This window comes from Oceanobacillus sp. GQ8, from assembly GCF_059758495.1.
This window is the reverse complement of record NZ_JCAXEV010000003.1, coordinates 302512-322545: the sequence shown is the minus strand read 5'-3', so window position 1 is coordinate 322545 and position 20034 is coordinate 302512. Positions and strand designations below refer to the sequence as shown.

Below are 20034 nucleotides of genomic sequence, written 5' to 3'. Positions count from 1 at the left end.
CAAACCTCCCCAAATTTACTCTGCCGCTCTAATTTGTTCTAATAGATCTTCTGCCTTAATTTCGTTAGCAAACGCATCTATAATAGGTGTGGCGATATCAATAAACGGCTGTCTATCAATTTCGTTCACTGTCGCGCCTTCCTCTATTGCCTTTTCTTTATAATCCACATCCTGTTGATTTGTCGCTTCTCTTTCCGCTTTTACCGATGCTTCAGCGGCCTTCATAATAATGTCCTGATGCTCTTGGGAATAGCTATCAAATTTTTCTCCGTTAATTAGTAAAAACCTTGTTGTAAAATCATGTGCTGTTTCCGTAATGAATTTCCCGTTTGGTGTAGCATGATGGGACTGCTGTACGAAGAATGGGTACGCATTTTCCGAACCATCTACTACATCCTGTTGTAACCCTTGGTATAGCTCTCCCCAAGAAATACTTGATGGGATTGCGCCAAGCTCTTTCCAGAAGTCCCCAATTACGCCAGATGTCTGTGTTCGAATCGAAACACCTTTTAGGTCTTCCGTGGATTCAATCGGTTTTTTTCCATAAAAATGTCTAACTCCAGCAGACCAATAGCCTAATAGTTTGAAAGAGTTATTGGACTTTTCATTAATTAGTTCACCCATTTGCTGTCCGACTTCACCATCCACCACGTTTAACCAATGATCATAATCCTTGAACAGGTATGGAGCAGAAAATAGATCGACTTCTCTAATTCCCGTTTGTGTCATGAAACCAGGTGACGCGAGTATCACGTCAGCCGCTCCAAGTTCTAATTTTTCTACAAGCTCTGACTCTTCGGTACCAATCGTTCCAGCATGCACCTCAACCTCAATCGATCCGTTGGAAAGTTCTTCAGCTACTTCTTTGAATTTAAGCATGCCCGTTTGGTATGGGTTTTCTGGTGCCGTTTGGTTATGTGCTGCAATAATTTTTATTTTACCGTCTTCACTACCACTAGCCTCATTTGCACAGCCAGCCAATGTCAAAATGGCAGCGATTACAATTAAGATTAAAAAAGATCTCTTGTTCCGCATTCCATACACCCCTTGTTCATTTAGGGAGAATAGTGTCCACCTTCTTCATTCATGGCACCATTCTCCTGTAGGATTCGTACTCTTTTTTCCGTAGAATTTTTAGAATAACGCGCATTCGCTCTTCATTTAACGAACCTATTGCAACGTCGTCACCGCTCCCGGCTAAACTTCCTTACGTAAAACAAATGCTCTCGCCCGTTCCGTCAATTCCGTATAAGCTTCTTCATTTGTTAATGCTTTCGCATTAACTAAATTGCTACCAATTCCCACTGCAGCGCTTCCATTAGCTAGATATTCGTTCATATTGTCTAGGTTAATTCCCCCTGTTACCATTGCTTCCACATGTGGGAGCGGTCCGCGTATATTTTTTATATAGCCTGGACCGAATGTATCAGCAGGAAAGATTTTCACCATGCTTGCCCCATGCTCATAGGCTGTTTGAATTTCAGTAGGGGTTAACACACCTGGTATTGTTTCGATATGATAGCGATTCGTTAATTTCAATGTCTCTACATTTAATGTGGGAGAAACAATAAATTGTGCCCCCGCCATAATGACGGTCCGTGCTGTTTCCGGGTCAAGAACGGTACCTGCACCGATGATCATCTCATCAGGGCCTTCCTTTACAGCAACCTCGATAATGCGCTGTACATTCGGTGTTTCGGCAGTGATTTCAACTGCAAAAACCCCTCCAGCAGCTAAAGCATTGAGAATTGGAACGATATTTTGTTCATCCGCGTGACGAATAACCGCTACTATCTTATGTTGCTTGATTTGCTCTAAAATGTTCATAAACTCATCCTTCTCTCTATTCCAAATTGGCGTGCACTTGATTGAGTTTCGTATTATCCTGGCCTGCAGGTTTGTTTTCCAACAAATAGACGACAATGGCATCAAGCAATAAATGAGCAGACTGATCGAATTGACTACCTAGCGGCTGGATGGTAGTTGGTTCTTGAGGAAGCCGCTTTTTCGTTGCCGACGGAATCGTTACGGCCACATCACTTAGCTCCCCAATTGCCGAATCCTTATTTGTCGTAACAAGGGCTACCTGGGCGCCTATTTCTTTCGCCTTTTCGCCATATTGCTTTAGGGAACCTGTAGATCCCGATCCTGATATGAGTAACAGAAGGTCATTTGTTGCAATACTTGGTGTAATTGTTTCGCCGACAACATAGATCGGGTATTCACTGTGCATCATCCGCATTGCAAACATTTTGCCAACCAGCCCAGAGCGGCCAGTACCTGCAACAAATATACGATCAGCTTTTTCCAGTTTATCGGCTAATTCCTTCGTTTCTTCTGGACTAACATTCTCTAAAACTGTCTTAATCTCTGTGCCAATCGTTTCGATAATATTTTTCATCCTAACCATCCTCCCAAAAGTTGTTAGCAAGAATCTCGCTGCATTAATAGTGGTTCAAATCGGTATATTTTTGTTTCCTTTTCCTGTGTTTTATTTTGAATACGATTCAACAATAGCTCGGCCGCCTTTTTCCCCATTTCAAATGCAGGCTGCGCTATGGTAGTTAGTGATGGACTATAGAAGCTAGCGAATGTGACATCATCAATACCAATTACGCCCAAATCATCAGGTATGCTCAACTTCTTTTCTTTTATATAATGAAGAATCTCAAAGAGCACACGGTCGTTCACTGCTAAAATTGCGTCAGGCCTTTGTGGTTGCTGCAACAATTCATTAAGCTTTATTCTGATGTTTTCTATTTCCTCACTAACCAACAAATCCGGATCGAAGTTTTGATTATTGGCTTTTAAGGCCTGCTTGAATCCACTGACCCTTTCCAGTCTTGGGGTAACACTCTCTTCCAGTGGCGGGGTAACCATTCCAATTCGTTGGTACCCTTTTTCCACCAGCAGGTCAACCCCCATTCTGACAGCCTTTTCGTTATCAAGTAACACGGTGTTAACCTCAACTTCTGGGACCATTCTATCAACAAAGACGATTGGATAATTATCTCGCACAAGCTGCTGATATAATGCTAGATTTCCACCCGTCGGAAAAACAATAATACCATCTACCTGTTTTGCACGTAGCATGTCCATGTATTTCTTTTCTTTAATTGGATCGTCATCTGCATTACAAACGATAATATGGAAATTCGCTTCATTACAAAAGTCTTCAATAGCTCGAATAACCTGTGTAGAAAAAACATGAAGAATATTGGCTACGATAACGCCGATCGTGGTCGTCGATTTCTGCTTCAAGCTTCTGGCTATAATATTTGGACTATATCCTAGTTCTGCTATGGCCTTTTCCACGCGTTCCTTTGTCTTCTCTCCCATATAATCATAACGTTGATTCACATATTGAGAGACTGTACTCTTGGAAACACCTGCATGTTGAGCAACATCCGCCATCGTTATCGTTTTCATTTTTTCATTCTCCTAGTTGTTTAATATCTACTAAACCGGTTTACTAAATCGATTTAGGTTTAAGTATAAAATAACTGTAAGCGTTTTACAAGCGTTTTTTTAATTTTACGAGAGGATGGGAGATTTACTCGCTGAGGATTGAATTAATCTATTAGCTTGTTAAACACAAAAAAGGAAGATCCTTTATTAAAAGGATCTTCCTTAAACTTAGTTAAAACGAGGGTATACATCAGTACGATTTGCCCATTCATCCCAGATTTTTTTCATTTCTTCCACCAAATCCGGGTAAGTATCCCGGAGGTTATGAAGCTCGGTTCGGTCGTTTTCCATATCGTATAATTCCCAATCCATTTCTTTAATCTTTGATAATTTCCATTTCCCTTTACGAATACCACAGTGTTGCTCATGCTCAAAGCAGAAGATCCGCTCCTCGGCCGCTTCACCATAAAATGCGGGCAACATGCTCTCACCTTCCATAGGGAGGATGTTATGGCCGTTGTACACTTGTGGGTAAGATGCTTCACTAATATCTACAAACGTTGCCATAAAATCAATGAAATGCCCTGGACGATGATCGATTTCACCTATACGAGTTACTTCTTCTGGCCAGTGTGCTATTAGTGGTGTACTGATACCTCCCTCATGTCCGTAATGTTTGTATAAACGAAGCGGAGTACTACATGCGTTGGCCCAACCAGATCCGTAACTGTGATAGGAATGTGGCTGCCCCATCCGGTCTAGATCTTCTTTACGATGCAGGAAATTAGAGGTTGTAATCCAGTCATCAAACCCCCACGGATCCCACTCTGCACAAGCGCCATTATCGGAACAAAATAATACTAGGGTGTTATCCAGTTCGCCCTCATCCTTCAAATCATCTATCACTCTCCCTATATTCTGATCCATTCGATCAATCATTGCTGCGTAGATTGCCATTCTTTTTGCCAAGTCCTTCTGTCTGTCCGGGTCTATGGCATCCCAGGCAGGATTGACTCCTTGAATTTCGCGATCTCTATCCCAATACTCGGAACGTGGTGTCAATGCAGTATCCGAGGGAACAATTCCTAGCTTTTTCATCCTAGCTAGCCGGGTTTCTCGTATATGATCCCAGCCTTTTTCATATACCTGTTCATATTTCGCTATATCTTCCTTCGGTGCTTGTAAAGGAAAATGAGGAGCATTGTAAGATAAGTAAAGAAAATATGGCTTTTCATCCTGACGTGCTTCCTGAATAAAATCCAAAGCATGGTCTGTAATAGCATCGGTTGCATAAAATTCATCATCCGAATACTCTCGCTTGGCGCGTCCTTTTGGCAAACGGATGTAATCCGGTTGGTTCCAAAAACTAGTGAAGCCTCCGAACAAACCATAAAATTCATCAAACCCGCGTTCAATCGGGCCTCTTTCTCCGACATGCCATTTCCCTGAAAGATACGTATGGTATCCACTGTCTTTTAATACTTCAGCAAGTGTGACACACTGATCCTTTAAATATCCACGGTAGCCTGGTGTTTCTCTGTCTTCATCCATTTCCCCAACACCCGCTTGATGTGGATACAGGCCACTTAGCAGAGAGGCCCTGCTTGGGCAGCAGCGTGCCGAATTATAATATTGTGTAAAACGGAGCCCTCCGGTAGCCAACTGGTCGAGATTGGGTGTCTGAATCTCTCCGCCAAAACAACCAAGATCGGAAAATCCTAAATCATCAGCTAAAATCAGTACAATATTAGGTTTTTTCTTTATCATGCTACGTCCTCCCGTACCTATTATGTTGCATCATTTACTTGCTTAATTTTTTCCATGGCTATTTTCGGTTCCCTGTTTTCCTTTAGCAAGCCATTGATCTCCTGTTGAACATCGGTTGTTTGCGTATAACAGTAGCCACTGATCTCCGGGATAGCTTTTATAGCATCTGTTGTTTCCTTATAGCGCTTCAGAAATTCTTCCTCAGTTGAGACTTGATTCCCGTATCCCCAACCACTTTCATCCTGAAAAGCGATGCCACCATACTCAGTTATCATGACAGGCTGCCCCTTGTATTGATACCCTTCAGCAAACGCGTAGCGATGATTGTTGTGTGGAATCTTGTTTTGTAGAATGGCATCCATATCTTTATATCTCTCATATAATGTCTTTCCTGACTCCTCATAGTCATGGAGAGCAATAATGTCAGAAACAGTGTGTTCCCAACCATCGTTCACGATTACCGGACGCTCTGCGTCTAATGATTTAGTTAAATAATAGATGGACTCCGTAAATGCTTGTTGTTGTTTATCTTTGAAGATATGCGGAACGCCCCATGACTCATTAAATGGAACCCAAGTTATGATGGAGGGATGATTATAATGTTGCTGCACAATATCCAGCCATTCCTTTGTAAAATTCTCTACCGCTTGATCGGAAAACTCATAGGTGGCAGCCATTTCTGACCATACGAGCAAACCTTTCTTATCACACCAATACAGGAATCGATCATCCTCAATCTTCTGGTGTTTGCGCACTCCGTTATATCCCATCGCAAGCGTCTTATCGATATCTTCAAGTATTGCTTCATCAGAAGGCGGGGTCAGCATAGTATCCGGCCAATACCCTTGATCAAGCAGTAACTTTTGATAGATTGGCACATTATTGAGCAAGACTTTACCGTCTTTAATGGATATCTTACGCATTCCAAAATAGGAATCTACTTCATCCTTTAACACGTCATCCACATATAAACGAAACTTAACATCATAAAGATTCGGGTGTTCTGGTGACCAATGCAGGACTTTCCACTCATGTATATCAGCCGCCAAATCTACTTCAAAGCGAGAAGTGCTTCGATCAAGAACAGCAGTAAACTGTTTGACTTGCTTTCCATTAAAGGAGATCACGGTTTCCAACCTGCTATTCCTTGGTAATTCTCCATGTAATGTATAATCAAATATTACCGAATTGGAATCGACTTTAGGTGTTATCTTCACATGGTCCAAGCTTTTGTCTTCTAGAAATTCTAACCATACGGTTTGCCATATTCCTGTATTTTGCACATACCAACAACCAAAATTCTCATTGATCCACCTCTGTTTCCCCCTCGGTTGGACACAACTTTGACTATCTTCAACTTTAACAGTTAGTTCATTCTCGCTCGCACTGTCCACTGCTTTTGTAATATCAAAGGAAAAAGCAGCATTCCCTCCAGTATGCTGACCAATATAGGAACCATTTACCCAGACCTTCGTTATATAATCGGAAGCCTGAAATCGTAGAACCGTCCGTTTGCCTATTTCCTCTTCCGGAATCAAAAATGTGCGGCTATACCATACATAAGGATGGAAGGCTTCCTCTCCAATCCCACTTGCTTTTGTTTCATACGTAAATGGTACTATGATTTCCGAAGGGTAGGTGTATTGATCAAACCATCTTCCCTGCTCTCCTTTGTTTTCATCATCAAAAGCAAACTTCCATTTTCCATTTAGATTCATCCACGTATCCCTTTGAAACTGGGGACGGGGATATTCTGTTCGTTGATAAGTTTTTCCTGCCTTCATCGTTGCTTCTTTCATTGTATACACGCTCCTCTTTTTAACCTTTTATTCCTGTAAAGCTAATCCCTTTAACAATTTGTTTTTCAAAAAGCAAAAATGCAATGATAACTGGAATCGAGGCAATTGCATTTGCCGTCATAGGTAAAACATATGCCTGTGAATAGGTAGAATTAAATACTGGTAATCCTACAGGCAATGTATATAACGTTTCAGATAATATGGAAAGGTAAGGCCATAGGAAGTTATTCCAAGAACCAATAAAGGTAAAGATACCAATCGCTGCAATTGCTGGTTTTGCCAATGGAAGGACAATTTTATAAAACAACTTAAAGTAAGAGCAGCCATCGATAATAGCACTTTCAATAATTTCTTTAGGCACATTATCAAAAAAACTCTTTAAAATGATTACGCCGAGCGGCGATGCAATCATTGGTAGAATCAGGCCACTATAGGAATCAATTAAGTTCATATTTTTTACTATTTCATAGAGAGGAATAATAGTAGCCTCTCCTGGTATCATCAGACCCAATAAAAAGAAAATAAAGATAAAATTCTTAAATCGGAACTTCATTTGCGAAATAGCAAACGCCGCTAGTGAGGTAATAATTAATGTTAGAATGGTTGTAATAAATGCTACAAAGAAACTATTAAACAACCAGCGCAGTATCAAACTATCCATAATAATCGTAATATAGTTTGAAATGGTATACGGTGGAAGAAACCATTCAATTGGTGTAGATGTAGAAAATCCATCCGGTTTTATCGAAACAAAGAGCATCCATATAATTGGCGCAATAAATAAAATGGAGACAACGATCCCTATCGTTATTTTCCCTTTAAGAAACGGATCTCGATTTCGATCAAGCGCTCTCCTGCTATTTGAGGTAGTCTTTGCAACCATTTATTTTTCCTCCATTCTCTGGTTTTTTAATTGAATAACCGATAATATAAGCAGGATGAAAAACAGTGCATAAGACATGGTGGCCGCATATCCAAGGTTATTCTGTGTAAAACCTATTTCGTAGATATACTGAATTAGTGGTCGCGTTGCTCCACCTGGCCCTCCTCCGGTTATCAACAGAATTTGAGCAAATACTTTGTACGAGGCAAGGATTTGCAATAAGATTACTACCCGCCCAATTGGTATTAGTTGCGGTAAGGTAATATAGCGGAATTGCTTCCACCTTGATGCTCCATCAATTTCGCTTGCCTCATAGAGGGCATCTGGAATATCCTGCAGGCTGGTAAGGAACAAGATCATATTAAATCCTACAGACCACCAAAGTGTCACCACAACAATACTAACCCAAGCCAGCCCTTTGTCCGCCATCCAAAATGGCTCGGCATTAAACCCTATACTCTGGAGTACGGTATTTACGAGACCGGTATATGGTTGCAGCATAAAGATCGCCAAAAAAGAAATGACGGCAACCGAGAGAATGCTCGGAATGAAAAAAGAGCCACGAAAAAATGTTTTAAGCTTTGTATTTAAATTAGCCAATAGGGACAATCCAAGCGCAAGAAGTACCATGGTAGGAGTTGTCAACATAACAAATAACGTCGTATTCCATAATGTCTGCCAAAAATTTGGATCTTGCACCATCTCCGCGTAATTTTCTAATCCAACAAACTCCATCTTTCGGACGAGATTCCAATCATAAAGACTCATTTCCAGTCCCTTGAAAATAGGGAAAATAGTAAAGATTAAGTAAGCGAGTAAAAACGGAAGCAAAAATGGTATCGCTTTCATATCCTGAATCCATGCTTTTTTGTTCATAGCTAAACCCCCTCATTACACTTCAATTTTCCGCAATGATAATTGGAACGAGCGTGAAATTAATCGGCAATTAAATCTTTTACCTCAGTTTCAACAAGTTGGAATCCTTCTTCAGGTGTTACCTCTTTCGTCCAAATTAAATCTAGATTCCGAACCATGATGTCGTTAATTGCTCTTGCATAAATGGTTCGATCCATAAAATTAATGTAGTCCGCAGTCTGTGCGTAATCCTCTCGATAGGGCATCTCCTGAAATGCTTCGGACTCCACTACTGTATCCTTTGCGGGGATATGGCCGGCCTTTGCCCAGATCGCACCTTCATCCGCTGCATAGTTCATAAACTCTAAAGCGCCCTTTTGTTTTACTGGGTCTGTCTCTTCATAGGAAGGAATGACAAGCGTATGGGAACCACCCCATGCTCCTTTCTCACCAAAGATATTTGGGAGTGGCATGGCAGTAATCTCCAAATCCTCTGTATTTTCCCACGTACCAGTTGACCAAACGCCTGTCGCAATCGTAGCAGCTTTGCCTGATTGAAAATCGCTATAAAAGTCAGCCAGATTTAATGGAATAACTTCATCTTCATACCAGAATTTAAGCATGTATTCTGCTGCCTCAATTGCTTTCTCTGTATCTAGAGCGTAAGTCGGATTTTCTAGATCTTCTGTCACGATATGTTCCCCGCCAAGCTGGCTATAGTACGACCACCAATGGCGAAAGCTATCCACCCCAGCTGTCACAAAGGCAAACGGGAACTTCCCCTCAGGCAACTCATTTTTTAATGTATTAAAAAAATCTCGGTAACCAGAAGGTGTTTTGTCCATTTTCAAAGTCCCATCATCATTCAAGAGCCCCGCCTCTCCTACAAGCTCGTTGTTGATGTAGAAAATATGTGGATGTGTATCAATTGGAATTGCATAATGCTGGTTATCAAACATGGTACTTTCCAAAATATTTTTGTTATATTCAGTCCAGTCAATCCCAACCTCTTCTGCCAAACTATCCAGCTTTTCCACCACATCCAGATTTACCAACTCTGGCAAGGTATGTGCATGTGATACAGCGATATCAGGCCCCTTCCCTGCACCAAGACTCGTTAGTAACTTTGTATAATATTCTTCATACTCCTGTTGGACGTTATTAATAAAATACGTATCTTGGCTGTTATTGTATTTATCTACAATTTCCTGCATGTATGCGGCGTCTCCTCCGGCAAATAAATTCCACATCACAATTTCTGTAGCGCCCTCTGGAACGTCAGCGCTATTCCCACTTACGAGTCTATCTAGACCGGAGCAAGCGGTGATCATTAGTACCATTACGAAAAAACTCAACAATAGGAAAGTCTTTTTTATCATTAAATGCCCTCCTTTCATTAATACATAAATTATGTATTAAACTTGATTTTCTGTAACTTAAGACAAATAATACGCTTACATTTCTGAAAAGTCAATAAATATTTAAAATAATAAATTAGGTTTAGGATTGGATGTTAGAAACTTTCCCACATTAAATTTGTCAATTCAATACACACTTTTGGTTATAAAAAAATCGACTCCTAAAAATAGAGAGTCGATTTTTATTTATATAGAGTATAATGTGTTACACAAAATCGATTTTTAATTTAATATCCTGAGCATAATCGCCAAATTCCTTACCAAAGAGATTCATTCCGCCTTTATGAACGGCGTCTTCTTTTATTCCAACTTTTAACGATAAAAATTCACTTTCTAGCAGTGCAAGGTCTTTTATCCCGCATTCTGATAGATGAAAACTGTCAATCATGGTCTTCGTTTCGGTAATGCTCCAGGTTTTGAGCGTACCGTACTGAGTACTTGTTGTCTCCGTCCAGTAGGCAGGGTTTAACTTTCCAGGTCGGTTCCCATAATCGCCTGGACTTGTCCATGTTCCTATATCTATCCCATTGAGCCATAACGTTATGTCCGATGGCCAATTATGATCATAGTTCGGCGCTTCAGAGCATATCTCCATAGAAATATCCACTGATTTCACCACTGCTCCATGGGGGATAACAATCGGAAACTTATATTCGAAATATCCTTTACGAGTCCACATGATCTGCGCTTTAGAACGTTCAGGACTATAAAAATGAACAGGTTCATCCTCTGGTATAAGAAACGCATCCTGACTTGCCATTCCGCAAGTAGGAGCAACTTGAAAATCTGTATATTGACCAATAGGCATTTCCAGCTCATAACTTTTATTTGTGATATCAAAGCCCGTTTTCTCGTTTAATTGAATATGTATGTCATCGAAGTTCCTCGTACAAACCTTCATTGCCCCTCTGCTGGCAGGTCTTAATTCTGTTTGAATCAATGCGGATTGTTCTAACACCTTCACGTGAGAGGCAGCAGTAGAAACCGGTATGTTAAGTGCTTCGGCCAACTGATGGATATTCATATTACCAGAATTCAGCAAATTTATCATTTGCAATCGAATCTCAGATGATAGTGCGTGCGCCACTATCCTTAACCGTTCAGCTTCGTTGATTGATAATTCCAACATATTATCTTCCCCCCACCCATTCACCTTAGATATTTTGTATTAATACACAAAAACTGTTTTAATATTCTCATCATACTATATTATTTAAAACAATGGTACGATTTCTACTTCATATTCTTTGAAATAAGGAAAGACAGCCAGGCAGCTGTCTTTTCATCATTCATATATAGCCTTGTCTCGATAAAAATAGTTTGGCTTGTTGACGGTGTTGTCAAACGGTTTATGGAAAATATGCGTTGTTGCCGGCGAAAGTGGCGGAATAAGCCAGGCCCATTTTCCTGTAACGGTTCGTCCGGCCTTTTTTTCATTGTTCTCAAACACTTTAAATTGCTTTGCGGCAGTATGGTGATCCACAATCGCTACACCATGTTTTTTATAAGAATCCAATACTGCTACATTTAACTCTACAAGTGCGCGGTCTTTCCATAATGTGTTTAAATGCTTTGTATTCAGACCTAACTGTTTGGCAACATGTGGAAGTAGATTATAGCGGTTCTCATCTGCAAGGTTTCTGGCACCAATCTCTGTTCCCATATACCAGCCATTAAACGGAGCTGCAGGGTACTGAATGCCACCAATTTCTAAAACCATATCTGATATTATGGGTACCGCATACCATTTTACTTCCAAGTGATGAAAGATCGAAAAATCCGGATGGCGAATGGGTACCTCTAATACAAGCTCCTCTGGTATTTCTCTATAGGTTAGTGCTTCATTGCCTATCTGCACCACAATTGGCAATAAATCAAAGGCTGTACCTTCTCCTTGCCAGCCTAACTGCTGACACTTCTCCGTGAAAGCAAGCGATGCAGGATCGCCCACTATTCCATCCTCTGTTTGATACCCTGCATAGCGAAATAATTGGTGATTCCAGATCCGGACGGGGGTTTCCCTATTATGCTCAGGCGGAAAAATAGTAATACGAGGCTTAATCTTGCCGTTATTCGTCGCCTGTTCTATATGGGTAAACAATGCTTGAAAAACAGCATCCTCAGATGTTACATGTCTTGCATCCACAACCTCGAGCTTGTCCCAAAACAACCTTCCAATACAGTGATTGTTGTTTCGCCATGCGATTTTGGCCCCTTGTGCCAGCTCCTCTGTCGTCTGAACATATGTCCCTGTTTCTTTAAGCTCTTGCTGAACCGCTGCTCGACGCTCCTCTATTTCCTCTTCTGCTTTACCGAGCTCTTTATATACATTAAAAATATAATAGTCAGCTTCCTGCATGCGTTCTGATAAATTCATTTCTGTTCTCCCTTAAGCGATCTCTTTGCTCCATTTTACCAAACGTAGGCGCTTCTTTTGTGACGGGAGTTCGACAATTATGTGTGGGATACAATCCATTCTGCTTTTCCAGAAATCTGATAGTCTGTCACACCATCTGGCAGGATAAAATGCTCTCCTTTTTCCACTGGAAAGGTCTCCCCTTGTATGGTAATTTCCGCTTTCCCCGCTATCACACTGCATTGCAGGAAATCAACGTCCAGTTTCCGCTGTACCTGTCCGTCAAGCTTCCAATGATACACTGTAAAATACTTCTCCTCTACAAGCTTTGTCGAAAGAAACCCTTCGTCTTGTTCTTTCTGTTTCGTCAACTCAGGAGTTTTATGAGGAACGGTAGTAACCTGTTTTGCACGTTCTAAATGCAACTCTCTTGTGTTCCCTTTGGCATCCGTTCGATCGTAATCGTAAACCCGATACGTGATATCCGAGCTTTGCTGTGTTTCTAGTATTACAATACCCTTGCCGATCGCATGGATTGTCCCACTTGGCACATAGACAAAATCGCCTGCTTTAACGGGTATGTACTGCAGGAGGTTATTCCACTCCCCCTCATCTATCATATCTTCTAGTTCTGCTTTTGTTTTGGCATGATGGCCTAATACTAGTTCAGCGCCTGGTTCTGCCTCTAGCACATACCAGCACTCTGTTTTCCCATAAGGCTCCCCTTCTTCCTCACGAGCAAACCTATCATCTGGATGCACTTGAACAGAAAGGTCGTCATTAGCGTCTAATACTTTTACTAGCAGTGGGTACGCTTCCACATTATCTTGATTTTTATTAAAAAGTTCTCCATGCTTCTCCCAGGCATCTGCAAGTGTTTTTCCCTCTAAAGGTCCATTCCGAATTATACTGGGACCGTTTTGATGGGCAGAAATCACCCATGCCTCTCCTGTCTGTGTTGAAGGAAGCTCATATTGATAGAGTTGTTGCAGCTTCTGTCCTCCCCAGATTCTTTCCTGTAAAACGGGTTGTAAAAATATCGGTGCGTTATACATCCAAAAACCTCCACTCTCTTATTTTATCTGCATTCATTATAGCAAAGTCAGAATGAAAATATAGAGATAATGTGTGCTCTGTTTGCTTCTTTTTCTTTCCATAGCCTTTCAACATATTGGTCGGTGCACGCTCAAAAATAAAAGTTTTTAACGAAATGTATAAAGAAAAGGTTTAAGGAAATCTAAACTGGGGTAAACAACTAATACTATATATAGTTATTTAGAGGGAAGGTGCCTGAAGTGAAGCGGTTAAATGAGAACGAAGAAAAGTTTTTACAAACAATTATCGAAAAAGATAATGCCCTTTTTAAAATGGAGGGGAAGGTTTATACCATTTCGCTTGTGCAGGAATCAAAGCAGCCATTAAAGGTACCAATGCAACCCTCATCCATTGAAGAAAAGAAGAAAAACATATTAGAAGGCAAAGAATTTTCCATTGATGATGTTGTCGACATGATGGATAGCGGTGTCTTATAAGCATAAGCAAACAGTCCTCATTTTCTTAGGGCTGTTTTTTGTTTTTGATTACTAACAAAAGGGAATTAACAGGGTAGGAACAATTTTAAAGGAGTGAATAATCTTGGCAGATATGATAAAAGTAATGAATCCCGCAACAGGGGAGCTCATTAAAGAAATTAAAAAATTCACGGAAGAGGAAGTAACCGAAGCATTGCGTAAAGGGAAGGAAAGCTTTGCTTCATGGAAAAAAGTTAATGCCCATGAGCGTGCACGCCTCTTAAATGCCTGGGCATCTAAATTACATGAAAACAAGCAGGAAATTGCGGAACTTATGACATTAGAAAACGGAAAGCCTTTAAAAGAGTCAGAAGGCGAAGTAGCCTATGCGGCAAGCTTTATCGAGTGGTATGCAGAGGAAGCAAAACGAATTTATGGACGCACCGTCCCTGCTAACACGGAATCCAAGCGCATTATTGTGCAGAAGGAACCGATCGGTCTAGTTGCAGCAATCACCCCGTGGAACTTCCCGGCGGCAATGATGACGCGAAAAGCTGCACCTGCTTTAGCAGCTGGCTGTACCTTTGTAGTCAAGCCTGCATCAGAAACTCCGCTATCCGGCATTAAAGTAATTGAGCTTGCACATGAAGCCGGAATCCCGGAGGATGTTATTCAATACGTTTCTGGTTCCGGAAGTGAGATTGGCAAACTGTTTACCGAAAGTGAATATGTGCGCAAAATTACGTTCACTGGCTCCACTTCAGTCGGTAAAAAATTAATCGAGGGTAGTGCCAGCACTGTAAAAAATGCAACAATGGAGCTAGGCGGCCATGCACCCCTTATCGTAGCAAAAGATGCGGATTTAGATCTGGCGGCAAAACAAACCATTGCTACTAAATTCCGTAACGCCGGCCAAACCTGTGTCAGCGCAAATCGGATTATTGTCCAAGAAGACGTTGTGGATGCATTTGCAGAAAAACTCGTCGAAGAAACAAGAACGCTTAAAGTCGGTAATGGCCTAGAAGAAAATGTAGCGATCGGGCCGATTATTAATGAAGATGGCTATGATAAAATCGTGGCCCATGTAAAAGATGCGAAGCAAAAGGGTGCGGAGGTACTACTTGGTGATGAATATGATGCAAACCAAGAGAAGGGCTATTTCTTCGTCCACCCAACCGTATTAAAAAATGTCACAACCGACATGGATATTATGCATGAGGAAACCTTTGGCCCAGTTGCTCCAATTACTACCTTTAAGGAGATAGATGAAGCCATTGAAATAGCTAACGATACACCATTTGGCCTTGCTGCCTACTACTTCACAAACAATTATAAAACGGGTACGTATCTAAGTGAGCAGCTTGAGTATGGTATTCTCGGCTGGAACGATGGCGGCCCATCTGCAGCACATGCCCCATTTGGCGGTATGAAGGAAAGTGGCCTTGGTCGTGAAGGTGGACTTGAAGGAATCGAGCCATATCTGGAAACCAAATATATTTCAATTGGTGATTTTGAATAAGTTGAATCGGAATCGCGGAAACTGAATCGTCTCTCACCCATTGTGAATCGGGAGAGCTGGAAACTGAATCGTCTGCCACCCATTCTGAATCGTGAAGGCAGCTAACTGAATCGTCTGCCACCCATTCTGAATCGTGAAGGCAGCTAACTGAATCGTCTGCCACCTATTCTGAATCATGAACGTGAAAAACTGAATCCACATGTCAAAAAACGCCAAGCCTGAGCAACTATCTAGTAGCTCAGGCTTGGTTTCTTAATGTTGCAGGTCAACTACGATTCTAGATGAAAAACTAGGTGTTTCGTAAGCAACGTCTCCATCTACATGCAGCTCTACTACAATGGAATCCTCTTGCGTATAATAATCTAGTTGGGACAGCACTGGACTGTTATTTATCTGCATCGACCCGCCGTTCGGATCTAACTGTCCTTGTATTTCCCCATACGGAACTTTTATGAACAGGCGATCCTCCCCTCTTTCTATTTCATAATTGGTTGTTGTTTTATTTAGGTCAAGCACGACTCTAGAATAACCTGACTGGAGACCGAAGCGAATGTTTTCCAGAAAAGGCGTTGAAATAACAGCAGGACGTTCTGCTTTTAACTTTTGATAAATAGCACGTACAATTCCCGACCCATCCTGATCCGCTATAAATGTGCCGTTCTCAATATTGCCGTCCAGTCCATCTAGCTCCCAATCCACGTCCTCTTTTGCAATCGTCATCTTTTCTCCGTTTTTATCATAGCCTTTTACTGTTAAATCCACAGGCTCCCCTGGTGCTGCAGTTAAATCAAGTGGAAAGATCCCAAGAACCGCTTGCTTTTTATATGGTTTGGCTCCCTTCGGATAAGGTCCATACATTAAATATTGGTTCCTTACCTCGCTTACCCACTCCTGTTGTTCCTCTTTCCATGATGCCATAATTTCTGATACTGGCATGTCATCTAGAATCATCTGAGGTACTTCCGGATCGCCAATCAGATTGGTATAGCTTGCTGTCATTTCAAATTCCTCAGGATTTTGATCTCTCATGGCATCGACTAAATGTAAACCAAGTGCAACCAAATTGATGGAGGACGGATCCGTTATGTGGACCTGTACACCAGCTACTCGCTCGCCTTCATACTTACCAAACATAGGTGTATAGTATGCTGGGCGGAAATTTACACCAGCTAATTCTCGACTTTTCATTTCCTCAGCAAGCGCTTCAGCGTCGATCCACGGAGCACCTACCTGTTCAAATGGTTTGGTAGTGCCAAGACCAGTAGAAAGCGTTGTGTCATCGACAAGTTCAGTTCCAGCATAAAGGTAGGCTGATTCCTGTGTTGGAATATTGGGTGATGGGAGTATCCAAGGAAGTCCCGTATCTTCAAAATGCATATCCCGCTTCCAGCCTTTCATTTCAGCAACTTTCAAATCAACGCCCATGTTATACTCATGATTCCACATTGTTGCCAATTCACCTGGTGTCATTCCATGTCTGACAGGCAGGAGGAATCTCCCCATAAAACTCACGGCATCTGCTGAACGAAGTGGCCCTTCAACCCTCTCTCCACCAATTGGATTTGGCCTATCAAGTACGATTAATTCTTTATCCATCTCCCCTGCGGCCTCCATGGCAAATCCAAGTGTATAAATATAGGTATACACATTAGAACCAATGTCCTGAATATCGAATAAAAGGACATCTACTTCTTCCAGCATTTCCTCGGTTGGCTTCCAGGTTGATCCATATAAACTGTATACGGGCAGTCCTGTTTCCTCATCAATATAAGATTCAACATATTCGCCTGCCTCCTGGTCCCCTCTTATGCCATGTTCAGCCCCGAATAATGCAGTTAAATTAACGTCAGGATGTTCGTAAAGTAAGTCAATCGTACTGTTTAATTCATGGTCTACTCCGGTTGGGTTCGTGATAAGGCCAACACGTTTTCCCTGCAGCCAATCTAAATGGTCTTCCATTAACACCTCTACTCCCGGTTTAACACTCGCTTTCTTCTTACTTGTTTGGCTAGCTTCTGCATGATGATTACTCCCTCCCCCAAACAGGCTAAAGAGTAATACAAAACAAAGTACCAAGATATGACGTCGTTTCATAAAAAACACCCCTAACTAAGATTAATCAAACTTCTCCATCTCCTTTGTAGCCATCCACTTCTCTACCATTCGCTCCATCCTATCTTGCCTTTTATACAGATATATCATTTCTTCTATAAGTGTTTTTTCCGACATTACGGTCATAAGGTGATCTTGGGCATGTACTAAAATAACAGGGAGAACGCCTAACTTTTCTTGTGCGTCTTCTTGAATAAAGGATGTTTGCACCTTGTGCGCTTTAAGAAGTTCTTCTGAAGATTCTTTGAGCAAGTGATCTGTTTCAGAGAAATTTCCAGTCCTTGCTTTTTCTAACGCTTCGTGTAAAATTCCCTTGGCATTGCCTGCATGCAAGATAATTTGCATCGATAAATTATTTATGTTCATCATGTATTCCTCCAAAATGTATGAGCTCAATAGATTCGGAAGTAAAAAGGTGCTTCACGTTTTTATTCGTTAGAAGTTCGAGCTCCTTCATCCGTGTCTCGGTGTAACTGCTTCTTTCTAAAAGCCATGTATCCAAAAATGCTGGATGGCACATGATTTCACTCACGCCATCTTCAGTGGAAGTAATGAGATTTTCCAAAAAAGCAGGTTGCACAGTTTCTTCATAAAAATCATAATGCAGATAATCTGTACTTCTCACCTTCTGCCAGCTACTTTTTGAAAAGGACCTCACTGGTAAGCTGTACGCCTCGGCAACCTCGAGTACAGCTTCCAGCGCTTGTGGAATATGCAAATGCTTATGGTGGTGACTGTCAATATGGGTAACATGCGGATACCATTGCCGTAGTAAATCAAGCTGCGCAAGTAATTCCACCTTTATCTCTTCTTTTCTAGCAGAATTGCTTAGAGCTTCCCCTTTCAAGAAGTAGCCGCTTGTGTCTACTAGACTTGGGACATGCCGAGAGATTGGTTTCCCGGCATCTAATACAAAATGCAATCCAACACCTAAATTAGGGTGTCCTTTGGCAAGTTCAACAGCCTGTTCGGCAAAAGTGGTGTTCACCATTGCTGTCGTGCTTGTGACTATCCCAAATTGATGTGCATATAAAATGCCCGCTGTCACGCCTGGTGTCATCCCAAAATCATCTGCATTGACGATTACTTGTCTTTTGCTTTGCTGCATTAACGTGTTACGCCTCCTCTTCCTTAGCTGCCGCAGCTGTTTCTTTTCTCTCTTCTTCCTCTTTTAGAAGCTGTTTATCATATAATTTAAAGAACGGGAAGTAGATAAACATCGCTACTGCAATATTGACGAGCATGAGGATACCTCCACGAAAATCACCTGTCGTTAAAATACCGGATAAAGGTGGTGGCATGGTCCATGGCACAATAACATAGGGCTTCCCAACTAACCCGATGGACATGGAGAAATACGTTATGATACCAACTGCGAGCGGTGCTAGAATAAACGGAATGATTAATAACGGGTTCATGACAACCGGTGCACCAAAGATAACTGGCTCACTAATATTAAAAATGCTTGCTCCGATTGACCCTCTGCCAAGTCCTTTAAGATGCTTGGATTTTGCCAGGAACAGAAAGAGCAGTGTAAGCGCCAACGCCATCCCCGAGCCCCCGACTGCCCACCAAATCGCCATATAAGGCTGGCCAACTATGTGTGGAAGTTCTTCTCCTGCTCGCTGTGCTGCAATATTTTCATCTGTTAGACTATACCAAATTGGTGCCATAACACTTGCTACAACAGAAATTCCATGAATCCCAAAAGACCAAAGCAGGTGGATAAGTAAAATGGCGATCATGGCTCCCCAGAAGCTACCACCAAGCATTTGCAGTGGTTCGCGTAGCACCGCTCCAACAATTCCATGCAATGATAAATCCCAGCTAGATCGAAGTAATAGATCGACACCCCATACCAAGGTAATAATGACAGCGCCGGGAATGAGTGCTGTAAAAGCTCGCCATACGGAAGGTGGCACAGTGTCTGGCATTCGGATCACAATGTTTCGTTTTTCGAAAAAGCGAAAGATCTCGACTGTGGTAATCGCCAGCAATATGGCGATAAATAGTCCTTCACTCCCCATTAAGTTAAGCGGAATATTTCCTTCCTCCGTTAAAGGGGTTGCAACAAAAAATGCTGCGGTACTTAACACACCTGCTGAAAGACCATCCATACCATAACTTTTAGCCAGGTTATAGGCAATGGAAAAGACAGCAATCAAACCAAGCAACCCGAATGTTGCGTCTACCGGGATGCTAAGCGAAGGTGCAAATGGTGCCATAAATTCTGCCCATGGTTTGTAAGGTGGTGAGGAAATAATTAAAAAGATACTACCAATGATCAATAATGGCATAACGGCAATAATCCCATCACGCACCGCTTTTAAATGGCGCTGCTCCGCCAATTTTCCAGCCACAGGCATAAAATAACGTTCCATAAATGCTTGAAACCCTTTCATTGAC

General features: G+C 41.6%; 19 protein-coding genes. 2 read left to right on the top strand and 17 right to left on the bottom strand.

Going from position 1 to position 20034, the window contains the following annotated elements:
• Nucleotides 1-15: 15 nt before the first annotated feature.
• From AC6CHS_RS10425 to manA, 12 genes are all read right to left on the bottom strand, one after another.
• Complete coding sequence (locus AC6CHS_RS10425; RefSeq protein ID WP_498235937.1) at nt 16-1035, bottom strand: TRAP transporter substrate-binding protein; 1020 nt, start codon at nt 1033-1035, stop codon at nt 16-18.
• A gap of 162 nt (nt 1036-1197) precedes the next feature.
• The gene (locus AC6CHS_RS10420; RefSeq protein WP_498235936.1) at nt 1198-1827 is read right to left on the bottom strand and encodes a bifunctional 4-hydroxy-2-oxoglutarate aldolase/2-dehydro-3-deoxy-phosphogluconate aldolase; all 630 of its coding nucleotides are present in this window, start codon (nt 1825-1827) and stop codon (nt 1198-1200) included.
• Nucleotides 1828-1843: 16 nt separating this feature from the next.
• Nucleotides 1844-2401, bottom strand: a complete 558-nt coding sequence (gene hxlB, locus AC6CHS_RS10415) for a 6-phospho-3-hexuloisomerase (protein WP_498235935.1) — start codon at nt 2399-2401, stop codon at nt 1844-1846.
• Nucleotides 2402-2424: 23 nt separating this feature from the next.
• Complete coding sequence (locus AC6CHS_RS10410; RefSeq protein ID WP_498235934.1) at nt 2425-3429, bottom strand: LacI family DNA-binding transcriptional regulator; 1005 nt, start codon at nt 3427-3429, stop codon at nt 2425-2427.
• A gap of 207 nt (nt 3430-3636) precedes the next feature.
• A complete protein-coding gene (locus AC6CHS_RS10405) occupies nt 3637-5175 on the bottom strand; it encodes an arylsulfatase (protein ID WP_498235933.1) in 1539 nt (512 codons plus the stop codon).
• 20 nt (nt 5176-5195) lie between these two features.
• Nucleotides 5196-6974: a glycoside hydrolase family 2 protein gene (locus tag AC6CHS_RS10400; RefSeq protein ID WP_498235932.1), complete on the bottom strand. Its 1779-nt coding sequence runs from the start codon at nt 6972-6974 to the stop codon at nt 5196-5198.
• Between the two features lie 19 nt (nt 6975-6993).
• Complete coding sequence (locus AC6CHS_RS10395) at nt 6994-7857, bottom strand: carbohydrate ABC transporter permease (protein WP_106897544.1); 864 nt, start codon at nt 7855-7857, stop codon at nt 6994-6996.
• The gene (locus AC6CHS_RS10390) at nt 7858-8733 is read right to left on the bottom strand and encodes a carbohydrate ABC transporter permease (protein WP_106897545.1); all 876 of its coding nucleotides are present in this window, start codon (nt 8731-8733) and stop codon (nt 7858-7860) included. It abuts the gene before it with no gap.
• A 59-nt stretch (nt 8734-8792) separates the two neighbouring features.
• Nucleotides 8793-10091: an extracellular solute-binding protein gene (locus tag AC6CHS_RS10385; RefSeq protein ID WP_443148594.1), complete on the bottom strand. Its 1299-nt coding sequence runs from the start codon at nt 10089-10091 to the stop codon at nt 8793-8795.
• 244 nt (nt 10092-10335) lie between these two features.
• Nucleotides 10336-11259 (bottom strand): ArsR/SmtB family transcription factor, encoded by a 924-nt coding sequence (locus AC6CHS_RS10380; protein WP_058950595.1) that lies wholly within the window; start codon nt 11257-11259, stop codon nt 10336-10338.
• Nucleotides 11260-11415: 156 nt separating this feature from the next.
• Entirely contained in the window at nt 11416-12507 is a 1092-nt protein-coding gene (locus AC6CHS_RS10375) for a nitric oxide synthase oxygenase (RefSeq protein ID WP_106897547.1), read from the bottom strand.
• A 77-nt stretch (nt 12508-12584) separates the two neighbouring features.
• The gene (manA, locus tag AC6CHS_RS10370; protein WP_106897548.1) at nt 12585-13541 is read right to left on the bottom strand and encodes a mannose-6-phosphate isomerase, class I; all 957 of its coding nucleotides are present in this window, start codon (nt 13539-13541) and stop codon (nt 12585-12587) included.
• A 240-nt stretch (nt 13542-13781) separates the two neighbouring features.
• On the opposite strand from manA, the gene AC6CHS_RS10365 reads away from it, so the two are divergent.
• On the top strand, nt 13782-14018 hold the full coding sequence (locus AC6CHS_RS10365) for a hypothetical protein (protein ID WP_147380280.1): 237 nt from the start codon (nt 13782-13784) through the stop codon (nt 14016-14018).
• Between the two features lie 103 nt (nt 14019-14121).
• Entirely contained in the window at nt 14122-15516 is a 1395-nt protein-coding gene (locus AC6CHS_RS10360) for an NAD-dependent succinate-semialdehyde dehydrogenase (RefSeq protein WP_498235931.1), read from the top strand.
• Between the two features lie 33 nt (nt 15517-15549).
• Here AC6CHS_RS10360 and AC6CHS_RS10355 read toward each other — a convergent pair whose 3' ends face one another.
• The 5 genes from AC6CHS_RS10355 to celB are packed head-to-tail and all read right to left on the bottom strand — an operon-like array spanning nt 15550 to nt 20030.
• The gene (locus AC6CHS_RS10355; RefSeq protein WP_498235930.1) at nt 15550-15732 is read right to left on the bottom strand and encodes a hypothetical protein; all 183 of its coding nucleotides are present in this window, start codon (nt 15730-15732) and stop codon (nt 15550-15552) included.
• Between the two features lie 36 nt (nt 15733-15768).
• Nucleotides 15769-17610 (bottom strand): exo-beta-N-acetylmuramidase NamZ family protein, encoded by a 1842-nt coding sequence (locus AC6CHS_RS10350; protein ID WP_498235929.1) that lies wholly within the window; start codon nt 17608-17610, stop codon nt 15769-15771.
• Nucleotides 17611-17631: 21 nt separating this feature from the next.
• Nucleotides 17632-17994, bottom strand: coding sequence for a PTS lactose/cellobiose transporter subunit IIA (locus AC6CHS_RS10345; protein WP_498235928.1), 363 nt, complete (start codon nt 17992-17994; stop codon nt 17632-17634).
• Nucleotides 17981-18736: a carbohydrate deacetylase gene (locus AC6CHS_RS10340; RefSeq protein WP_498235927.1), complete on the bottom strand. Its 756-nt coding sequence runs from the start codon at nt 18734-18736 to the stop codon at nt 17981-17983. Before AC6CHS_RS10340 ends, AC6CHS_RS10345 begins: the two co-directional genes overlap by 14 nt.
• Before the next feature lie 7 nt (nt 18737-18743).
• Nucleotides 18744-20030, bottom strand: coding sequence for a PTS cellobiose transporter subunit IIC (celB, locus tag AC6CHS_RS10335; protein ID WP_443148587.1), 1287 nt, complete (start codon nt 20028-20030; stop codon nt 18744-18746).
• Between the last annotated feature and the right edge of the window lie 4 nt (nt 20031-20034).